At 66.0% G+C, this 17,975-nt stretch carries 15 protein-coding genes; 7 read left to right on the top strand and 8 right to left on the bottom strand.

What is annotated here, in order from left to right; all coding sequences use genetic code 11:
• The first annotated feature begins 117 nt into the window (after positions 1–117).
• Both PSET11_RS12820 and PSET11_RS12815 read left to right on the top strand, forming a co-directional pair.
• Entirely contained in the window at positions 118–4,011 is a 3,894-nt protein-coding gene (locus PSET11_RS12820) for a Pls/PosA family non-ribosomal peptide synthetase (RefSeq protein ID WP_124092737.1), read from the top strand.
• Between the two features lie 29 nt (positions 4,012–4,040).
• A complete protein-coding gene (locus PSET11_RS12815; RefSeq protein ID WP_124092706.1) occupies positions 4,041–5,402 on the top strand; it encodes a M1 family metallopeptidase in 1,362 nt (453 codons plus the stop codon).
• Positions 5,403–5,423: 21 nt separating this feature from the next.
• On the opposite strand, the gene PSET11_RS12810 is transcribed toward PSET11_RS12815, so the two are convergent.
• From PSET11_RS12810 to pheS, 3 genes are all read right to left on the bottom strand, one after another.
• Entirely contained in the window at positions 5,424–6,077 is a 654-nt protein-coding gene (locus tag PSET11_RS12810) for a 4'-phosphopantetheinyl transferase family protein (RefSeq protein ID WP_238989146.1), read from the bottom strand.
• Positions 6,078–6,178: 101 nt separating this feature from the next.
• The gene (pheT, locus tag PSET11_RS12805; RefSeq protein ID WP_124092705.1) at positions 6,179–8,722 is read right to left on the bottom strand and encodes a phenylalanine--tRNA ligase subunit beta; all 2,544 of its coding nucleotides are present in this window, start codon (positions 8,720–8,722) and stop codon (positions 6,179–6,181) included.
• A 2-nt stretch (positions 8,723–8,724) separates the two neighbouring features.
• Positions 8,725–9,786, bottom strand: coding sequence for a phenylalanine--tRNA ligase subunit alpha (gene pheS, locus PSET11_RS12800; protein WP_124092704.1), 1,062 nt, complete (start codon positions 9,784–9,786; stop codon positions 8,725–8,727).
• A 195-nt stretch (positions 9,787–9,981) separates the two neighbouring features.
• On the opposite strand from pheS, the gene PSET11_RS12795 reads away from it, so the two are divergent.
• The 3 genes from PSET11_RS12795 to PSET11_RS12785 all read left to right on the top strand — a co-directional run bounded on the left by PSET11_RS12795 (position 9,982) and on the right by PSET11_RS12785 (position 12,330).
• A complete protein-coding gene (locus PSET11_RS12795; protein ID WP_238989145.1) occupies positions 9,982–10,440 on the top strand; it encodes a hypothetical protein in 459 nt (152 codons plus the stop codon).
• 15 nt (positions 10,441–10,455) lie between these two features.
• Positions 10,456–11,166 carry an SIMPL domain-containing protein gene (locus tag PSET11_RS12790; RefSeq protein ID WP_124092703.1) on the top strand — a complete coding sequence of 237 codons (711 nt, stop codon included), beginning with the start codon at positions 10,456–10,458 and terminating at the stop codon, positions 11,164–11,166.
• A 78-nt stretch (positions 11,167–11,244) separates the two neighbouring features.
• A complete protein-coding gene (locus PSET11_RS12785) occupies positions 11,245–12,330 on the top strand; it encodes an Rv2578c family radical SAM protein (RefSeq protein ID WP_124092702.1) in 1,086 nt (361 codons plus the stop codon).
• Here PSET11_RS12785 and PSET11_RS12780 read toward each other — a convergent pair.
• Positions 12,327–12,821, bottom strand: coding sequence for a (deoxy)nucleoside triphosphate pyrophosphohydrolase (locus PSET11_RS12780; protein ID WP_124092701.1), 495 nt, complete (start codon positions 12,819–12,821; stop codon positions 12,327–12,329). The genes PSET11_RS12785 and PSET11_RS12780 overlap by 4 nt on opposite strands.
• A gap of 180 nt (positions 12,822–13,001) precedes the next feature.
• Between PSET11_RS12780 and PSET11_RS12775 the strand changes: the two genes are divergently transcribed.
• A complete protein-coding gene (locus tag PSET11_RS12775; RefSeq protein ID WP_124092700.1) occupies positions 13,002–14,219 on the top strand; it encodes an MFS transporter in 1,218 nt (405 codons plus the stop codon).
• Positions 14,220–14,283: 64 nt separating this feature from the next.
• Here PSET11_RS12775 and PSET11_RS12770 read toward each other — a convergent pair whose 3' ends face one another.
• The 4 genes from PSET11_RS12770 to infC form a co-directional block, all read right to left on the bottom strand.
• The gene (locus PSET11_RS12770) at positions 14,284–15,189 is read right to left on the bottom strand and encodes a TrmH family RNA methyltransferase (protein WP_124092699.1); all 906 of its coding nucleotides are present in this window, start codon (positions 15,187–15,189) and stop codon (positions 14,284–14,286) included.
• A gap of 50 nt (positions 15,190–15,239) precedes the next feature.
• Positions 15,240–15,623, bottom strand: coding sequence for a 50S ribosomal protein L20 (gene rplT / locus PSET11_RS12765; RefSeq protein ID WP_124092698.1), 384 nt, complete (start codon positions 15,621–15,623; stop codon positions 15,240–15,242).
• 118 nt (positions 15,624–15,741) lie between these two features.
• Complete coding sequence (gene rpmI / locus PSET11_RS12760; protein WP_003798720.1) at positions 15,742–15,936, bottom strand: 50S ribosomal protein L35; 195 nt, start codon at positions 15,934–15,936, stop codon at positions 15,742–15,744.
• A 118-nt stretch (positions 15,937–16,054) separates the two neighbouring features.
• A complete protein-coding gene (infC, locus tag PSET11_RS17010) occupies positions 16,055–17,107 on the bottom strand; it encodes a translation initiation factor IF-3 (RefSeq protein WP_377946950.1) in 1,053 nt (350 codons plus the stop codon).
• 392 nt (positions 17,108–17,499) lie between these two features.
• Between infC and PSET11_RS12750 the strand changes: the two genes are divergently transcribed.
• A complete protein-coding gene (locus tag PSET11_RS12750) occupies positions 17,500–17,886 on the top strand; it encodes a DUF1844 domain-containing protein (protein ID WP_124092696.1) in 387 nt (128 codons plus the stop codon).
• The last annotated feature ends 89 nt before the right edge of the window (positions 17,887–17,975 follow it).

The following is a 17,975-nucleotide window of genomic DNA, read 5'->3' as shown; positions in this document are numbered from 1 at the left end:
CGGGTGACTGATCAGCAACTTCCCTCGGGGAACGATCCTTCCTTCGTAGCGACCGACTCCCCTGTGCCCGAAGAAGGGGCGCCGTTAAGCGGCCCCGACGCGCCGCCGTCGGCCGCCGTGATCCATGCGCCGCAGCTGCCTGGTTCGTTGGCCGCACCGCCGGTCCGCACCCTGGTGGACATCCTGCACGAGACCGCCGAGCGTCATCCCGAGGCGTCAGCGCTCGACGACGGCCAGCAGTCGCTCAGCTACTCCCAGCTGCTGACGGCCGTTCGCGCGGCGGCCCGGAAGCTGCATCTGGCTGGCCTGGGCGCCGGCGACAAGATCGGTGTCCGGATCCCCTCCGGCACCAACGACCTGTACATTTCCATCCTGGCCATTCTCCTGGTGGGTGCGGCGTACGTGCCCGTCGACGCCGACGATCCCGAAGAACGTGCCCGGCTCGTGTTTGGCGAGGCGAAGGTAGCTGGCGTCCTGGGTGCAGGCGGCGTCCTCACCGGGTCCACCCGGACCACCCCGTTCGTCGATGCCAGGCCACCCGCTCCCGAGGACGATGCCTGGATCATCTTCACCTCGGGGTCCACCGGTACCCCCAAGGGCGTGGCCGTCCAGCACCGGTCCGCCGCGGCCTTCGTGGACGCCGAAGCCCGTATCTTCTTGGCCGAGGAGCCGTTGGGCCCACAAGACCGGGTGCTTGCCGGCCTGTCAGTAGCCTTCGATGCGTCCTGCGAGGAAATGTGGCTCGCCTGGCGTCACGGCGCATGCTTGGTCCCCGCGCCGCGTGCACTGGTCCGCACCGGCATGGACCTCGGTCCGTGGCTGATCAGCCACGGCATCACCGCCGTCTCCACCGTCCCAACACTGGCGGCGCTGTGGCCCGCAGAATCGCTCGAAAGCGTCCGGCTGCTCATCTTCGGCGGCGAAGCCTGCCCGCCCGAACTGTCCGAGCGCCTGGCGGTAGACGGCCGTGAAGTCTGGAACACCTACGGGCCCACCGAGGCCACGGTCGTGGCGTGCGCCGCACCCTTGGGCGGACCGGGACCCGTCAGGATTGGGCTGCCGCTGGACGGCTGGGACCTGGCCGTGGTGGACGCCGACGCCGTCCCAGTGGCCGAGGGTGAAATTGGTGAGTTGATCATCGGTGGCGTGGGCCTGGCCCGCTACCTGGATCCCGCCAAGGACGCCGAAAAGTACGCCCCGATGCCCAGCCTCGGCTGGGACCGCGCCTACCGTTCCGGGGACCTCGTGCGCTACGAAGCCGCTGGCCTGATCTTCCAGGGCCGGGCGGATGAGCAGGTCAAACTGGGCGGGCGCCGGATCGAACTCGGCGAAATCGATGCCGCGCTTCAAGCCCTGCCCCACGTCGGCGGTGCGGCCGCGGCTGTCCGGACCACCGCGGCAGGCAACCAGATTCTGGTGGGTTACCTGGCGGCGTCGGCCGGTCATGAACTGGACGTTACCGAGGCCCGCCAGCTGCTGTTGGCCAACCTTCCCGCCGCGTTGATCCCGCTGCTCACGGTGGTGGACTCCTTGCCCACCAAGACCAGCGGTAAGGTGGACCGGAACGCGCTGCCCTGGCCACTGGCCGGCGCCGGAGCTGCCGAGGCCGATGCTGCGCCACTGAACCTGCCAGCGGACGCCGCCTGGATCGTGGAGCAATGGAGTGCCGTCCTGGGCAGCCCCGTGACCTCGCTGGACGCCGACTTCTTCGCGTACGGCGGCGGTTCACTGTCCGCGGCGCAACTGGTCTCTGCCCTTCGTCGGCGCTACCCCACCGTGACGGTCGCCGACATCTATGCGACGCCCCGCGTGGGTGCGCTCGTTGAACTCGCCCGACTGTCCAACCCGGGCGGCGCCTCCGGCCCGGCCGCTGAGCGGACCGTCCGGCCCACGGCGCTGAAGTCCCAGATTTTCCAGACCCTTATGGGTGGTCCGCTCTACGTCCTGGTGGGCATGCGCTGGCTGACCTACGTGATGGCTGCCAACAACCTCCTGTTTGCCCTGGCCGGGTTCTCCGCTGCGCCAACTGTTTCGTGGTGGTGGGTGGCAGCATCGTGGCTGGTTTTCGTCAGCCCGGCAGGCCGAATGCTGATTGCCGTGGGCGCTGCCCGCTTCCTGCTCCGCGGAGTCCAGGCGGGAACCTATCCCCGTTCCGGCCGAGTGCACCTGCGGCTGTGGCTGGCGGAACAAATCCAGGATCTGGCCGGTGCCATCAGCCTGGCCAGCGCCCCCTTCGTCCCCTACTACGCCAGGGCGTTGGGCGCCAAGATCGGCCGCGACGTCCAACTGCACTCGCTCCCCCCGGTGACGGGCCTGCTCACGCTGGGCCCGGGCGCCAACGTGGAACCGGAAGTTGATCTCTCAGGCTGGTGGATCGACGGCGACAGCGTCCACATTGGTGCCGTCCGGATCGGAGCCGGCGCCACAGTGGGCGCCCGCAGCACGCTGATGCCCGGAGCCTCCATTGGAGCCGGCGCGCAGGTTGAGCCGGGCTCCGCCGTCCTGGGCAAGGTCAAGGCCGGTCACCTGGTGGCCGGCTCACCCGCGCAGCGTCGCGGCAAAGCCAAGCACACTTATCCCGACGCCCCGCCGCAAAGCCGCAGGCTGGGCCGGCTGTGGTTTACCGGCTTCGCTGCAGCCTCGGGCATCCTGGCGCTGCTGCCGTTCATCTCCGCCGGCGTTGCCATCCTGGTAGGCCTGCCATTCATCCAAGGCAGCAGCTCCCTGGGCGCCGCCCTGCCCGGCCTGGCCGCTGCCTTGGTCCCCGCCGCACTCGCCTGGTTCTTGACCAACGGGCTGCTCATCCTGGGCACCACCCGGCTGCTCGGCATTGGCCTGACCGCGGGGTACCACCGGGTCCGCAGCCGGGTGGGCTGGCAGGTGTGGGCCACCGAACGCGTCCTGGACCTGGCCCGCGACCTCCTCTTCCCCATCTACGCAAGCCTGTTCACCCCGATCTGGCTGCGCCTGCTGGGCGCCAAGATCGGCAAGAACGTGGAAGCATCCACCGTGCTGCTCATTCCCAAGATGACCACCGTTGGCGAGGGCGCCTTCCTGGCCGACGACACCATGGTGGCGTCCTACGAGCTCGACGGCGGCTGGCTGCGGGTGGCCCCGGCAAAGATCGGCCGGCGCTCCTTCCTCGGCAACTCGGGCATGACGGCCGCTGGTCGCAACGTGCCCAAGAACTCGCTGGTGGCAGTCTTGTCCGCCACCCCGGCCAAGGCAAAATCCGGTACCTCGTGGCTGGGCAGCCCTCCGGTGCGCCTCAGACGGACCGCCATCTCCACCGATGATTCACGCACGTTCGAGCCGCCGTTCAAGCTCAAGGTTGCCCGGACGCTGTGGGAACTGGGCCGGTTCGTGCCGGTGGTCCTCACCGTGGCGATCGCCGTGGCCGCGATGCTGGCCTTCGACTGGCTGGCCACCACCCTGAACTATGGCATCGCTGCACTTCTCAGCGGTGTGGTCATGTTGGTGGCCGGCGCCGTGGCAGCAGCCTCCTCGGTGGTGGCCAAATGGGTGCTGGTGGGACGGATCCGGGCCGGTGAGCACCCTCTGTGGAGCTCCTTTATTTGGCGCAACGAAGTGGTGGACACGTTCATCGAAATGGTCAGCGCACCCTGGTTTGCCCGCTCCGCCACCGGCACACCTGCCCTGGTGTGGTGGCTGCGCGCACTTGGCGCGAAAATCGGCACCGGCACCTGGTGCGAAAGTTACTGGTTGCCCGAGGCCGATCTGGTGAGCCTCGGCCGCAACTCCACCGTGAACCGCGGCTGCGTGGTGCAGACCCACCTGTTCCACGACCGGGTGATGAGCCTTGACGCTGTTACGCTCGAAGACGGCGCCACCATGGGTCCACACGGCGTCATCCTGCCCCAGGCAAGTATTGGCGCCGGCGGCACAGTGGGTCCGGCGTCTTTGGTGATGCGGGGCGAATCAGTTCCCAATGCCACCTATTGGATGGGAAACCCGGTCAGTCCCTGGACGGGCCCCACCACCCGCGCCTGAACCAGATCCACAGCTACATAAGGTCGTCCATGAGTTCCTCAGCAGTACCCGTCCGCGGCACCACCGGCAACGGGAGCGGCAGCGCCCCCGATCCGTACCTTCCGGGGGCAGGCACCGAGGCGTACCGGGTGCTGCACTATGACCTCGCAATCGACTACAAAGTCAGCAGCAACCGGCTCAGCGGCAAGGCGGTGCTCAACGGCATTGCCCAGGGTCCGACGTCGGCCATTGTGTTGGACCTTGCCGGGCTTCGCGCCACCAAGGTCCAGCTGGACGGCCGGAAAGTAGCCCGCTTCAGCCAACGCGCGGAACAACTGGTGGTTTCCACCGCCACGCCGCTGCAGCGCGGCCAGGAGTTCGTCCTGGAGATCAGGTACGAGGGCAACCCCGGGCCCCGGCGTGGGCTGTGGGGCGAGGTGGGCTGGGAAGAGCTGTCCGACGGGGTGCTGGTGGCTGGCCAACCCAACGGCGCGCCGTCGTGGTTTCCCTGCAACGACCACCCGCGGGACAAGGCCAGCTACCGGATCGCCGTCACCACTGACGCCAACTACCGCGCGGTCTGCAACGGCACCCTTGAACTGCACACCACGCGCTCCAGCCGGGAAACGTGGGTCTACCTGCAGGCAGAGCCCATGGCCACCTATCTGGCGACAGTGCAGATCGGCCGCTACGCCCTGGTGGAGTTGGACACCGGGCGGCACCCTGGGCAGGTTCAACAATTCGTGGCCGTTCCCCCGGCGCTGACGGCGGAGGCCCGCAGCGGCCTGGCCCATCAACCCACCATGATGCGCACGTTCGTGAACTGCTTTGGGCCCTACCCGTTCCCTGCCTACACCGTGGTGGTGGCGGAGGACGTCCTCGAAATCCCGTTGGAGGCCCAGGGCCTTTCCATCGTGGGCCCCAACCACCTCGAGCAGGGCTGGGACGCGCAGCGGCTGATCGCACATGAACTGTCGCACCAGTGGTTCGGCAATTCGCTCACCGTGGCGTCGTGGCAGGACATTTGGCTGCACGAAGGGTTCGCCTGCTATGCCGAGTGGATCTGGTCCGAGGAGGCTGGTGTCATGACCGCCGCCGCGCGTGCAGCTGCCGCCTGGCGCAGGCTCAAGGCCGAGCCGCAGGACCTGCTGGTGGGCGACCCCGGACCCGAGCTGATGTTCGATGACCGGGTCTACAAGCGCGGCGCCCTGGCCGTTCACGCGCTGCGGATCGCCTGCGGGGACCTCGCGTTCTTCGCCACCTTGCAGGACTGGACCACCACTCACCGGCACGGATCGGTGTCCACCGCTGACTTCATCCTCACCGTGGACAGGGTCACCGGAATCGACGCGGAGACGCTGCTGCACCCGTGGCTCTACGAGGAGGCACTGCCGCCGCTGCCGGCTGGCTAGCTCCTTGGGCGGCTTTCCGTGCTAGGGACGGTGCAGCACGACGGCGGCCGCCAAGAAGGCGGGCAGTCCCGTTTCGGCGGGGCTGAGGTCGCGGAGGCCGGGCCGGGCCAGGACGTCCACCTCTGCGGGTGGTGTGAGTAACCCCTGTCCGGTCATTTTCAGCCAGGCCTCTTTCCGGGCCCAGAGCCGGGCCTGGGCTGCGAGAAGTGCGCTGCCGGCCAGGGGCGCAAGGACGTCCCGCTCCGCTGCGGTCAACGCCACCGCACCGAATCCCGCGAAACTGGTGGCTGCGGGGTCTTCAATGTCCACGCCCAAGCGCACTCCGGGGCCAGGGTGCAGCACGGCCGCCAGCAAGATCCAGCCGGCGGCGCGCGAGGTAGACAACGCCAACGGGGCTTGCTCTCCGGCGATCTGGTAGCCGGGCCGGCCATGATTGACCTCGGCGCCGTTCCCACAGGTGGGGCAGTGGTAAGCCGCAGCTAACTCCGTGGGCTGGACGCGGAGAAGCTCAGCAACGAAGTGACGTTGGGCCACCCGGCCGGCCAGGAACCGCTCGGCCGCTGCAGGGACCATCGCGGCAGCTTGAGTCCGTTCCGCCGCGTCCAGCAGCAGGAGTTCACCGGCAGTGGGGGCAGCAAGGTGACGTGAGCGGAGCACCAGGCCGGCTGTCACCACGAGAATCCCTTCACTGCCTCAACAGAAATAAAGCCGTCTCAGCCAGAAAGTCCCCGCGGCCGGTTGACCGCGGGGACTCCCTACCAGTATCGAAACGGTGGTCAGCGCTGGACGGCGCCGAACCGCTCCCCCGCAAGCGCTACTGCGCTTTCGCGGGCCGCGGAGGCTTCGTCGGCAGTCAGCGTGCGATCATCGGCGCGGAATCGCAGCCCGAAAGCCAGCGACTTTTTGCCCGCTTCGATGCCCTTGCCCGCATAGACATCGAATAGGGCCACATCTTCCAGGAGCTCGCCGGCGCCTTCCCTGAGGGCTGCCAAGACGGCGTCGGCGGGTACCTCTGCCGGAACCACCAGGGCCACGTCCTGGGTTGCCAACGGGAACGTGGAGATGTGCCGGGCCACGATGACGTCAGGGGCGGCGTCGAAGAGTGCGTCGGCGTTCAGTTCGAACGCGACCGAGCGGGCAGGCATGTCGGCTGCAACCAACAGCTTGGGGTGCAGCTCACCGGCGTAACCCACCAGCTCCCCCGAACGCAGCGACAACATGGCGGTGCGGCCCGGGTGGAAGGCCTGGTGGCTGCCCTGGCTGGCCACCAGCTCCACGCCCAAGACGTCGCCGGCAAGCCGGGCAATGTCCAGGGCGTCAGCCCAGTCCCAGATGCGTGGCGTGTGAGCGGCGGCAGCAGGCGAATCGTGGCCCGTGAAAACGGCGGCGATGTGGAACGGCTGGTCCGGAACGCCGTCGTACAGTCCGTCCAGTACCTCGTCGGCAGGTTTGACGCCCAACGGCGGAATCGCTGCGGTGCCTACGGCGTCGCCCGGCAGGAATACTAGACCGGACTCGAAGAGGGCCACATCGCGGAAGCCGCGGGAGTGGTTGCGCTTGGCCACTTCGATCAGGCCGGGCAGGATGGCGGTGCGCAGGAAACCCTGCTCCTCGCTGATGGGGTTGGCGAGCTTCACGGCAGACCGCGCGGCACCGGCCTGAGCCACACCGAACGTGTCGTTGGCCGCCTTGGTGACGAACGGGTACGCCAAGACCTCGGTGAGCCCAGCGTCAGCAAGGGACTGGATCAGGCGACGTCGCTGTTGCTGCGTCCGGGTGAGACCGCGGCCTGGAGGCGCCACAGGCAACGTGGCGGGGATCTTGTCGTAGCCCACCAGTCGAGCGATTTCCTCGGTGAGGTCTTCCTTGGTTTCAAGGTCGTGTCGCCAGGTTGGCACCGTCACGGCCCAGCCGGCAGCGTTTTCCGCCACCGTGGCACCCAGGTCCACCAAGGATGTGGTGATCTGGTCGGCGGTGAAGTCAACACCAATCCGGGCCTGGGCATAGTCTGCCGGCAGCTGGATGGTCACCGGCTGGGGTGCGGTTCCGACGTCGGTGCCAGCCTCGTCCGCGGTGCCGCCAGCCAGTTCCACCAGGAGGTCCACCACGCGCTGCGCAGCGATGCTGCTCAGCTGCCAGTCGACGCCGCGTTCGAAACGCTTGGAGGCTTCGGAGGGCAGCTTGTGCCGCCGCCGGGACCTGCCGATCGAGACCGGATCGAAGATCGCGGCCTCCACCAGGATGTTCGACGTCGTGTCCCCCACTTCAGTGGTGGCGCCGCCCATGACTCCGGCGATGCCGATCGCTCCCGCACCGTCGGTAATCAGGAGATCTTCGGCGTCGAGCGTCCGCTCCTTGCCGTCCAGGGTGGTGAACTTCTCCCCGGCGGCGGCGCGGCGCACCACGATCCCGCCGGTGAGCTTGTCCAGGTCATAGCAGTGGTTCGGTTGGCCGAGTTCCAGCATGACGTAGTTGGAGATGTCTACCGGCAAGGAGATGGACCGGATACCGGCGAGCCGGAGCCGGGAGACCATCCACTGCGGGGTGGGCGCGGTGGCGTTGACGCCGCGGACGGTGCGGGCCACGAAGCGGGTGCAGCCGGGAACTCCGTAGATGGGAGCGGCATCGTCCAGCGTGACACTGTGACCACCGGTGAGCGCTGCCGGCGCGGAGACGTTCGCTGCGGGGTCGTTGAAGTCCGTCCCGGTGGCGTGGGCGTATTCGCGAGCCACGCCACGGATGGAGAAGGCGTAGCCGCGGTCCGGGGTGACGTTGATTTCCGCAGCCTGGTCGTAGAGGCCCAGGAGCTCCATGGCGTCCGTACCGATTTCCGGATCCAGGCCGATCCGGGACAGGACCAGAATGCCGTCATGGTCGTCGCCGATTCCCAGTTCGCGGACCGAGGCGATCATGCCGGCGGAGAGGTGGCCGTACGTTTTCCGGGCGGAGATGCGGAAGTCGCCAGGCAGTACGGCGCCAGGCAGGGTAACCACCACCTTGTCCCCTTCAACAAAGTTGTGGGCTCCGCAGATGATGCCCTGCACGCCGGAGGGGTCGATGCCCTCGCCGGTCAGGCTCTGTTGCTGGCCTTCGGGCACCACCCGGACCTGGCACCAGTTGATGGTCTTGCCGTTGGACTGCGGCTCCTTGACCAGGCTCAGGACCTGACCCACCACAATGGGGCCCTGCAGGGTGTCGGTGGGACGGTGCACGTCCTCTTCTTCGAAACCGACCTTAACCAGTTCGGCCATGACGTCTTCGGCCGTGGCGCCGGCCGGTACTGCTGCAAACTCCCGCAGCCAGGAAAGTGGGATACGCACGCTTAGATCTCCATCCCGAATTGCTCGCTGAACCGTACATCGCCTTCGATCATGTCGCGCATGTCCCCCACTTCGTTGCGGAACATCAGGGCGCGCTCAATGCCCATGCCAAAGGCAAAACCTGAATACTCGTCCGGATCGATGCCGGCGGCGCGGAGCACGTTCGGGTTGATCATGCCGCAGCCACCCCACTCGATCCAGCGGGGGCCGCCCTTGGCGCCCGGGTGCCAGATGTCCAACTCGGCGGACGGCTCAGTGAACGGGAAGTAGTTGGGGCGCAGCCGGACCTTGGCTTCGTCGCCGAACATTTGCCGGGTGAAGTGTTCCAGGGTGCCCAGGAGGTCTGCCATGCTCAGGTTTTTGTCGATGGCCAGGCCTTCGAACTGGTGGAACACCGGGGTGTGCGTGGCGTCGAGTTCGTCCGTGCGGAACACCTTGCCGGGGCACAGCACGTAGATGGGGACTTCGCGTTCCAGCATGGACCGCACCTGCACCGGCGAGGTGTGGGTCCGCATGACCAGGTGGGCTTCAGGGGGTTCCACGAAGAAGGTGTCCTGCATTTCGCGGGCGGGGTGGTCCGGTTTGAAGTTCAAGGCATCAAAGTTGAACCATTCGGACTCCACCTCGGGCCCTTCGGCAATTTCCCAGCCCATGCCCACGAAGATGTCCGCCACACGGTCCTGCAGGGTGGACAGCGGGTGCCGGGCGCCGGCACGACGACGGCGGGGTGCGGCAGTGACGTCGACCGTCTCTTCCAGCAGGATCCGCGCGTCGTTCTCGGCTTCCAGCTCTGCCGTCCGATCGGCGAGCGCCTTGTTGACCCGGCCGCGGGAGGCGCCCATCAGTTTGCCGGCAATCGCCTTCTGGTCCTTGGGCAAGCCACCGATTTCACGGTTGGCGAGGCTCAGGGGCGACTTCTCGCCGGTGTGCGCGAGCCGCACCGCCTTCAGCCCGTCAAGGGTCTCGGCACCGGCAATAGCGGTGATGGCGTTGTCTACTGCGGCGTTGATGGCGGCTTCATCCGTGGGATTCGGGATGGCAGCGCCCGGCAAAGTTTCAGTCATCTACTGTTCTTAGCTACGAGTCGTGGCTGCCGGCGGCGGAGCAGCCGGCGTGGTTTCCCCGCGGCACGTTCCGTCGCTGGCAGGTCATGGATGATTGCCGTCAGTCAACGGCAATCAATGACCAGGTCAGGGCGCACCGGAATCCGGCGGCCACATCTTCTTAGTCTAGGTGAGAACCCCGGCTAGCATGGCCTCATGACACTGCCGCAGCGTTGTGAGGTTGGCCCGCCGTTGACGGCTGGCCAGTCCCTGCGGGCCGCCGCGAACGTCCTCAACGGCAGCACGGTGGCGGGCGTGGCCTTGGCGTTGGCGTCCCGCAGCCGGTTGAGCCTTGGCCCGCGTGGGCTCTTGCTGGCGGAGGGGTACGGCTGGCGCTTACCGTTCGCTCAGGCCTTCACCGTGGGCAACGTGGTGCTGTACCGCCGGAGCACCAGGGACCTAGTGGCACAGCCGGAGCTGTTGGGACATGAAGAGCGGCACTGCACCCAGTACGCCTGGTGTCTGGGGTTGCCTTTCCTGCCGTTGTACTTTGTCGCCGCAGGGTGGTCCATGCTGCGGACCGGCAACCCCGGTTCCGCAAACTTTTTCGAGCGCAACGCCGGCCTGGAAGCCGGCGGCTACCCCACGGGCAGCGTGCGTCCAATCAGCACCTAACCAAGGGAGAAACAGATGAACACCAGCCACCCCAGTACCCCGCCAGAGCCATCAGGCACTGGTTCTATTTCCGCTGCGGCACCAGTCGCCGTTCCAGGCACAGTCACCGTTTCCGGACACGGCATCGCGGAGGCAGCTCCGGACCTCATGCTGGTGTCCATTGGGGTGGAGAGCCGGGCGGAATCTGTTGAGGCAGCCTATGCCGCCGCGGGAAAGGCCCTGGCCGCCGTCGTCAGCGCTTTCAAAGCCGACGCAGTAGCAGCCGCCGATATCCGGACCACCGGCCTCAGCGTCAGGGCGGACCTGGTCTGGCGGGAAGGTGAAGGCCAACGGGTGGCCGGCTACATCGCCGCCAGCTCGCTCTCCGTGCGGCTGCGCGATCTCGCTTCGGCGTCGAGGACCGTTTCGGCTGCAGCGACCGCTGGCGGAGATGATGTCCGGCTGCACAACCTGCAGCTCATGATCGCTGATGAATCGGCACTCCGGACCCGGGCCCGGGACACCGCCTGGCAAAACGCACGCGCCACGGGCGAGCAGTTTGCAGCACTTGCCGGTTGCAGCCTTGGCAAGGTTCTTTCCGTCACCGAAGGCGTCACTGCCGCTGCGCCCGGACCAACCCCGATGGCGGGCATGCAGCGGGCAGTGGCGGTGGAAAGCCTGGCCGTGGAGGCCGGCGAGAACCAGGTCAGCGTTGCTGTCACTGTCACGTGGGAACTCCTGTCCTGATCTGATGCAGCCGTACCGCCGGAACCTGACCGGGCCGGGTGATTGACTTTTATTCGAATATATCTTCGAATGGAGTCTATGAGATGGAACGCACAAGCCTTGCTCCCGGCATCGGATGATCCTTCCGACCAGCCTGCCCCGGCGTTGCTGCCGCTGGCTGGGCTGGTGCGCTCCGTGACCACTCCCGAATTCGCCGGCATCACCTTCCATGAGGTCACCGCCAAATCGGTGCTCAACAAGGTGCCGGCGGGTTCGAAGATGCCGTTCGAGTGGACCGTCAACCCTTACCGCGGTTGCAGCCATGCATGCGTCTACTGCTTCGCCCGCAAGAGCCACACGTACTTGGATTTCGACGCCGGGCTGGACTTCGACAACCAAGTGGTGGTCAAAGTGAACGCGGCCGAGGTCCTGCGGAAGGAGCTCGCCAAGCCCTCCTGGGGGCGGCACCAGGTGGCATTGGGGACCAACACCGATCCCTATCAACGGGCTGAGGGCCGGTACCAGCTGATGCCTGGAATCATCTCGGCCCTCGCTGATTCAGGAACGCCCTTGTCCATACTCACCAAGGGCACCCTGCTGGCGCGAGATATTCCGCTGCTGAAAAGTGCCGCTGCACAGGTCCCGGTGGGGTTGGGTATCTCGCTGGCCATGACCAACGAGGAATTGTCCGCAGAGATCGAGCCGGGAACTCCGGGCCCGCGTGCCCGGCTGAAGTTGGTGTCGCGCCTCCGTGAGGCTGGCCTGCCCTGCGGCGTCATGGCCATGCCCATCCTGCCGTGGCTTTCCGATAGCGACGACGCCCTGGACGCGCTGTTCAGCGCGCTGGCCGCTGCGGGCGCCACCGGCGTCTCTGCCGGCGCCCTGTACCTCAAACCCGGGACGCGCGAATGGTTCATGCAGTGGATAGCCAGAGCCCATCCGGAACTCGCCGGAAAATACCGCAGGCTGTACGGCAACGGCTCCTACGCGTCCGCTGAGTACCGCCAATGGCTGGCCGCAAAGGTGCGTTACTTCAAGGCCCGGCACGGGTTCACCGCCACCTCTGGTTTCAGCCACCAAGACCTTGACGATCCCCGCGTCGAAGAAGCTCAGTATCCGGCAGGGAGCATCCCGGAACCGAGCACTGCCAGTCGTAGCACCACGGGGCAAGACGCTCTGTTCTAGCAGTTGCCGCTTTTGGAGTTGGCCACCGATGGGTGGCTGCCAAGGCCCGCGCCCTCACCAACCACAGCGCCGAGGGTTGCCAGAAGCGCCCGGACGATCGGCAGGTCCGCCGGGATCCAGGGCAGGGCCAGGATCGCCTCCGGGGCGCTCAACGGCATCCAACGCAGCTCATCATGGTCTTCCAGTGGTTGCGGCTGCCCGGCGGAGATCTGGCCGAAGTACACCCGCATGCTGGCACGGTCATTCAGCGGCCAGCCGTGCGCGTGCGCCGCCTTCAGTTCAGTTCCCAGCTCTACGCTGACGCCCAGTTCTTCCACCAGTTCCCTGGCCAGCGCGGCTTCCGGCGTTTCACCGGCCTCCACCTTGCCGCCGGGGAATTCCCACAGTCCGGCTAGCTGTTCGGGCGCACTGCGACGCGCCACCAGAAGTTGGGTTGGTTTCGCGAGGTTGTCGAGCAGCGCGCCGCCCACCACCTGTATTTCTCCAGTCACGGTGCCAGTCTATGGGGGACAATGGGTATGGGGTCGGCCGCTCCCCCAGAATCCCGAGTCGAACTTGGGAATATGGCGGCCAAGCCAGCTGTTACCGCCAAGGAGCAGGGCAGCGCCGGCTCCCACACCGGCAGTACAGTCGCGTCAGATCCTTACCTCCCTATTGTGAAAAGCAGGCCCATGAGCAGCGTCCTTCGCGCGTCCACCGCAACACCACCCGGTACCACCAACCTGGGGATGGCGATCTTCGCCTTGGCCATGGGCGGGGTGGGCATTGGGGTCACCGAATTCACCATGATGGGCTTGCTGAAGGAGATTGAGCAGGGACTCGGCATCAGTACCCCAGAAGCTGGCCACCTGATCTCCGCGTACGCACTGGGCGTTGTGGTGGGCGCTCCCCTGCTGGCCGCTGTGGGAGCTCGGATGCCTCGAAAGTACCTGGCCGTTGGCCTCATGGTGTTCTTCACCGTGGCCAACCTGAGCTCCTACCTGGCCCCCGATTACGGCACGATGTTGATCTCCCGCTTTGCCGCCGGTCTGCCACACGGTGCGTTCTTTGGCGTCGCTGCCGTGATCGCCGCATCCATGGTGCCTGCGAGTCGCCGCGGCTGGGCCATCTCCATGGTGATGGCCGGGCTGTCAGTCTCCAACGTCGTCGGCGTTCCGGCAGCAACGTGGCTGGGGCAAACCTTCGGCTGGCGGCTGCTGTTCGTCGTGGTGGGAGCCATCGGCCTGGTAACGCTGGTGCTCCTCTGGAAGTACGTGCCGTACCAAGCTCCCCACCCGGATGCCAGCATCCGCCGTGAGCTGGGCGCCTTGAAGCGATTGCAGGTGTGGCTCGCCATCCTCATCGGCATTGTCGGTTTTGGCGGGTTCTTCGCCACCTACACCTACATTGCCCACACCATGACCGGAGTTGCCGGAATCTCCGCCTCGTTGCTGCCCATCGTGGTCGCCCTGTACGGGCTCGGTATGGTTGCTGGCACCCTGGTGGGCGGCCGGCTCGCTGACAAGTCCGTCATGGGCACCCTGTACTGGGTGCTCCCCGGCATCGCCGTAGCCCTGGTGGTCTACGCTGTCGCTGTGCACTGGCCCTGGTCGGCCCTGGTGATGGTCTTCGTGGTGGGCGCGTCAGGATCCCTGCTGGTTCCTGCGCTCCAGACCCGGCTCTTGGACGCCTCCCCCGACGCCCCATCACTGGCATCATCACTTAACCACGCAGCACTCAACGTCGCCAACGCCCTCGGTGCGTTCCTGGGCGGCGTGGTGATCGCCTGGGGCTGGGGTTTCGTAGCTCCCGCCCTGGTAGGCGCCGTCCTGGCCGTCCTGGGCCTGGGAATCGCCTTGATCAGCGGCTTCCTGGAGCGCAAGAAGCCGCTGCCGGCCCCGGTGCACTAACTAAGCGCCGAGTCTTGCTGCGACCGAGCACCAGCTGAGAGCAGGTTGCACCCCGGGCCGTGCGCTAGCTGGGCGCCGGTTCCTGCTGCGACCGTGCGCTGGCGTACAGGCAGACGGTCGCAGCAGTGCCCAGGTTGAGGCTCTCTGCGGCGCCGTAGATGGGGACCGCTACGCGGTGGTCTGCCATTTCCAACTCTTCGGCCGAAAGCCCTTGGGCTTCGTTGCCAAACAACCAGGCGGTGGGTGCGGCCAGGTCGAACACCGAGGACTCACCAGCACCCGTCAGGCGGCGCCGGGCGTTTTCGTCCTGCAGCACGTCCAGGTTCACGCTGCCGTAGCCGTCTGCAGCCAGGACGCCGATTCCACGTTCTTTGCAGGCGGCTGTGAGCTCGGCGAGATCAGCGCCGAGAACCACCGGAAGGTGGAAGAGGCTGCCCACAGTGGACCGGACAGCTTTCGGGTTGTAGATATCAACGCTGGAACCGGTCAAGATGACAGCGTCAGCGCCTGCGGAGTCTGCAGCGCGCAGGACCGTCCCGGCGTTTCCCGGGTCCCGGACCTGGCTGAGGACGGCAATCAGGCGAGGACCGGCGTCGAGCACGTCCGTCAGGCTGACGTCAACGAAACCGCAGACGGCAAGGATGCCTTGCGGGTTGACGGTATCTGCCATCGCGGCCAGCACTTCATCGGTGGCAATCCAGGCGTTGGTGTTTTCGGCCAGTTCCTCGAACTCCGGGTACCGGTCCAGGCACGTTTCGCTGGCGTAGACCTCAGCAACTACCCCTGGGGCGCCGGCAGCAAGCCGTTGCTGGTGGAGCTTCAGTGCCTCCCGGACAGCCTGGGGCCCTTCCGCCAGAAACTGGCCGCGCTTTAAACGGGCCGGGCGCCCTGCAAGCTTTGCCACATCCCTGACCCGATCAGCTCGGGGGTTGGAGAGTGGAAAGTCTTGCGGGCGCCCGGTTTCGTTCATATAAGAACTGTAGTGGCTGCTGCCACCCGTTCCTGAACGTCCCTCAGATGCTACTTGGCAGCCGGAGCAGACGTGTCGGCAGGCAGCGAGTCCTTGGCAACCTTGACCAGTGCGGCGAATGCGTTGGCGTCAGAGACGGCCAGTTCAGCCAGCATACGGCGGTCAACCTCAACCTCAGCGGCCTTCAGGCCCTGGATGAGACGGTTGTAGGTCAGGCCGTTGGCGCGGGATGCAGCGTTGATGCGCTGGATCCACAGGCGGCGGAAGTCGCCCTTCTTCTTCTTGCGGTCGCCGTAGCTGTACACAAACGAGTGCAGCAGCTGCTCTTTTGCCTTGCGGTACAGGCGTGAACGCTGACCACGGTAACCCTTTGCGCGCTCAAGAATAACCCGACGCTTCTTGTGGGCGTTGACCGCCCTCTTCACACGTGCCACGTGCGTACTCCTTCGAAAATCTGATCCCAAGCATCTACTGCCGGTTTCCCGACGGCCTGAGAAGGCTTTGATGTAGCTGACCAATAACCGGATGGCTGCAGGTCAAAAAACTTGGAACTTAGATGCCGAGCATCTTCCGGATGACCTTGGCGTCGCCCTTGAAGACGATCTTGTCGCCGGCAAGGCGACGGGTCAACCGCGAGGACTTGTGCTCGAGGTAGTGACGACGGTTGGCCTGCTGGCGGCGCAGCTTGCCGGTACCGGTCAGCTTGAAGCGCTTCTTGGCGCCGCTGTGGGTTTTCATCTTCGGCATGGGAACCGATCTCCTTACGTGTCTGCAGGCCAGGCCTGCAGCTGTATCGCGCAACCACCCTTGCGGGCGGCGTGCTGGTTGCTTGGCTGACGGGAGGTGGTGCCCCGTCAGCTGTGGACTAAGTAGTTTTCTTGCTGGCCGGCTTCGACGCTGCCTTGGGAGCAGGTCGAGCAGCAGGCTTGGGTGCTGCAGGCCTGGCCATCGGCTTCGGCACTGCGGCAGGCTTGGGAGCTGCAGCCGGGGTTGCAGCAGCCGCCGGGGTGGCGGCCTGCGGCTTCTCGGCAGCAGGCTTGGTCGCCGGAGCGGCCGCCTTCGGCGCAGCAGCCTTCGGGGCAACCCGCTTGGGAGCTTCCTTCACGGGAGCGGCCTTGGCGGGTGCCTCCTGCTTCGGGGCTTCCTTGACGGGAGCCTCTTTCGCGGGTGCTTCCTGCTTAGCTGCTTCCTGCACGGGAGCGGGTGCAGCCTTTTCCTCGACAGCTACTTCGGCAGGCTCGGCGGGAGCAGCGTTCTGCTCCGGGGCCTCGGTTGCTGCTTCGGGTTCGGTGGAAATGGTGAAACCCTCGGGCAGCAAGTCCGCAAGCGACTGCGTGAAGGGAGCGGAGTCGTCCCCTGAGGTGTCCACGCGGCCTGTTGCCTTGGCTTCGTTTTCGGCCTTGGCCTCGGCGCGCTGGGTAGCACGGCGGGCTTCTGCCTTCGCTTCGGCCTTGTTCTTGAGCGGGCCCACCACCATGACCATGTTGCGGCCATCGATGCGGGGACTGGACTCAACAACGCCAACCTCGGCTACATCCTCGGCGAAACGCTGGAGCAGGCGGATGCCCATCTCGGGGCGCTGCTGCTCACGGCCGCGGAACTGGATCATGGCCTTGACCTTGTCACCGGCGCCGAGGAAGCGGAGGGCGTGCCCGCGCTTGGTCTCATAGTCGTGAGTGTCGATCTTGAGGCGGAAACGGATTTCCTTCAGAACGGTATTCGTCTGGTTCTTCCGGGCTTCGCGTGCCTTGACGGCAGCTTCGTACTTGTACTTGCCGAAGTCCATCAGCTTGCAGACGGGAGGCTTAGCCTGCGGCGCAACTTCAACGAGATCCAGATCAGACTCGGCAGCCAGGCGCAGGGCATCCTCAATACGGACGATTCCTACCTGTTCACCTGCAGGGCCGACCAGCCGCACCTCGGGGACGCGGATACGCTCATTGATTCTTGGCTCGCTAATGTTAAAGCTCCTGTGGTTGTTGTTAGTTCCGGCAAATAGAGAAGGCCCCCAATTGCCGGAGCAATCGAAGGCCTCTGATAGATCGGTTCAGACTGCCCCGTGTGGGACTGTCCGCATGACGAGGCTGATGCGCCGTCATGCCCGACCAGGTACCCGGCAACCTTGCGTCTTTTGATGTTCGGTGAACATCCTGGACAACGGCTGACGCGGGTGGGAGAGAACTCCGCTTGCTGACTGCATGCCATTCTACAGAAGAAAATTCCCACCACGCTCAACGCGCCGTAGGAATGGATTCGTAGCAACAATTTCTTGAATAACAGCATCCAGTCGGTCTATGACAAGCTTACCGTATGAGCACTCCAGACAGTAATTCACACGTTTTTGAGCCCGTCGCCACCCCGGACGACGTCTCGGCGCAAATTCGTGACATCGCCGAAGTTCCAGCCATTGAAGTCATCACCACCGCCGCCGTGCACCTGATGAGCGCCGCCGCCGTCAAGCTTGGCCTCGCCGCTGAGGATAACGCCGAAGAGCTCAAGGACCTGGACGAGGCACGGAAACTGATCACTGCCCTCGCCGGCCTGGTGACGGCTGCTGCCCCCGAGATTGGCTCCCAGCACGCAGGTCCGTTGCGCGACGGCCTCCGGTCACTGCAGCTGGCCTTCCGCGAAGAGTCCACCATCCCGGACGCACCGGGAAAAGGCCCGGGCGAGAAGTACACGGGCGCTGTCAACTAGTACCTGAACCCCGACTAGTACCTGAACCCCCGACGGCGGCGGCTGGCTCACTGGAGCCGGCCGCCGCCGTCGTGCGTCCTGAGGCTGCC

This window comes from Arthrobacter ulcerisalmonis, from assembly GCF_900609065.1.
In the GTDB taxonomy this organism is placed as follows: Bacteria; Actinomycetota; Actinomycetes; order Actinomycetales; family Micrococcaceae; genus Arthrobacter; species Arthrobacter ulcerisalmonis.
This window is presented reverse-complemented; position numbering and strand designations above follow the sequence as displayed.

Coding starts and splice junctions, on each gene's coding strand:
- PSET11_RS12815 (WP_124092706.1), top strand. CDS start 4,041: ATGAGTTCCTCAGCAGTACCCGTCCGCGGCACCACCGGCAACGGGAGC.
- pheS (WP_124092704.1), bottom strand. CDS start 9,786: ATGACTGAAACTTTGCCGGGCGCTGCCATCCCGAATCCCACGGATGAA.
- PSET11_RS12795 (WP_238989145.1), top strand. CDS start 9,982: ATGACACTGCCGCAGCGTTGTGAGGTTGGCCCGCCGTTGACGGCTGGC.
- PSET11_RS12790 (WP_124092703.1), top strand. CDS start 10,456: ATGAACACCAGCCACCCCAGTACCCCGCCAGAGCCATCAGGCACTGGT.
- PSET11_RS12785 (WP_124092702.1), top strand. CDS start 11,245: ATGAGATGGAACGCACAAGCCTTGCTCCCGGCATCGGATGATCCTTCC.
- PSET11_RS12775 (WP_124092700.1), top strand. CDS start 13,002: ATGAGCAGCGTCCTTCGCGCGTCCACCGCAACACCACCCGGTACCACC.
- PSET11_RS12770 (WP_124092699.1), bottom strand. CDS start 15,189: ATGAACGAAACCGGGCGCCCGCAAGACTTTCCACTCTCCAACCCCCGA.
- rpmI (WP_003798720.1), bottom strand. CDS start 15,936: ATGCCGAAGATGAAAACCCACAGCGGCGCCAAGAAGCGCTTCAAGCTG.
- PSET11_RS12750 (WP_124092696.1), top strand. CDS start 17,500: ATGAGCACTCCAGACAGTAATTCACACGTTTTTGAGCCCGTCGCCACC.